The 1,742-nt window shown below is 44.5% G+C and carries 1 protein-coding gene; it reads left to right on the forward strand.

Translation table 11 applies throughout. The features are described 5' to 3' along the window. Positions 1-135 precede the first annotated feature (135 nt). Complete coding sequence (locus Q0852_RS23525; protein WP_299022847.1) at positions 136-1,656, forward strand: ISNCY family transposase; 1,521 nt, start codon at positions 136-138, stop codon at positions 1,654-1,656. Positions 1,657-1,742 lie beyond the last annotated feature (86 nt).

The following is a 1,742-nucleotide window of genomic DNA, read 5'->3' on the forward strand; positions in this document are numbered from 1 at the left end:
TGTGATCACCGAGCGATTCTGTCGTATCTTAATTACCAAGCGACTTTGTCATTGCGCTAACTACCGAGGGAATTTGACGGGGCTGAATTAGCGTACCTTTTAAAGTAATCAATGGAGCTTTAGAAGGTGCTAAGGATGTTCTATATGGATTCCAAATCCCAGTTCACTGTCGATATCATCAGCAAGGTTATCGATGGCAGGATAAGTATCAATAGCGCCGCCACCTTGCTGAACAAATCACGAAGAACCATTGAGCGTTACTTGAGTCGCTATCGGAAAGAAGGCATTCGATTCGTTGTTCATGGCAACAAAGGTCGTGCTCCAGTAAATAAAATCCCAGAGTCGCTCAAGAAAGAGGTGCAAAGCCTCATTCAAACCAAGTATTTCGACTTTAATCTGCAACACCTTTCTGAGCTTCTTGAGAAGAATGAAGGGCTCGCTATTAAGCGCGAAACCTTGCGAACTTGGGCGCACGATATCCATCATGTTAAACGCGCTAAGCGACGCAGAAGTCGAGTAAGAAAGTATCGAGAGCGTATGGAATCGCCAGGGTTAATGCTGCAAATGGATGGCAGTCCTCATCGCTGGTTTGGTGATGAAAAGTCTTGCTTGATTGCCATCATTGATGACGCTACTAGCGATATTTACGCTCAGTTTTTCCCCTCAGAAACGACCGAGGGCTGCATGAAAGTAATGCGGGCATATATCGAGAAGCGTGGGATTTTTAGGACGCTATATGTCGATAGAGCAGGTATTTTTGGTGGCCCAAAACGCTGTAACTTCTCTCAAATGCAGCGAGCTTGTGACGAGCTAGGTATTGAAATTATCTTTGCCAACTCACCGCAAGGAAAGGGCCGTATAGAACGCTCATTCGATACCTTCCAAGATCGGCTGGTACCAGAGTTACGACTGCACAGCATCACGGATATGGAGAGCGCGAACCGCTATTTACAAGAAGAGTTCATCCCCAACTACTGGGTGAAAAACATCATGGTTCAGGCTAAAAGTGCACGCACTGCCTTTAAGTGCTTGCCACCTGATTTAGATCTCAACACCATCTGTGTGCAGAAAGAGTATCGCACGATACGGCGTGATCATACGTTTAGCTTTGATAGCAAAATGTACGTCATTGACTCGCCCATCCGCTATTCAATCGAAAATCAGAAAGTAGAGATCCGATGCCAGTTTGACGGTAAATTCTCCGCCTATTTTGGTCACCGTCGGCTTGATATCACAGAGTTGGTAGAGCCTAGAAAATGTCATGAATATGGCAAAGAGGTTCAGCGGAAAATAGAAGCATTAGAGCTTGTTGAGCAGCTCGGCAGCGTATCTAAAGCCGCCCGTATCCTTGGCTGTTCCCGTCAAACACTTTATACCTACCAACAAATTATGGAAGAGCAAGGAGCAATAGGCCTGAAAAGGATCAATAAGCCACTTAAACGCAGTAAAAATCGTATATCGGAAAGCACTGAAGATAAGATTATCGAGCTGACATTGTTGAACCCTCATGGGACATCAATACAACTTATGAAAGAACTCAAACAGCAAAATATCACGGTGAGCATTAGCACTATCCAAAATATCTGGAAGAGAGAGCAACTCAATACAAGAGAGCTCAGAATCAAGCGCTCTCAATCAATGAATATCGAAGTGTGAGGCGAATAGGCAACATGAGAACTAGAATATAAGAGCATGACAGAATCGGTTGGTATTTATCCCGTCATGCTCCCTCAGTAATGACA

Source organism: uncultured Photobacterium sp. (genome assembly GCF_947502415.1).
Lineage (GTDB): Bacteria > Pseudomonadota > Gammaproteobacteria > Enterobacterales > Vibrionaceae > Photobacterium.

Excerpts from the sequence above, each read along its gene's own strand:
- Q0852_RS23525 (WP_299022847.1), top strand. The coding sequence starts at position 136 with ATGTTCTATATGGATTCCAAATCCCAGTTCACTGTCGATATCATCAGC.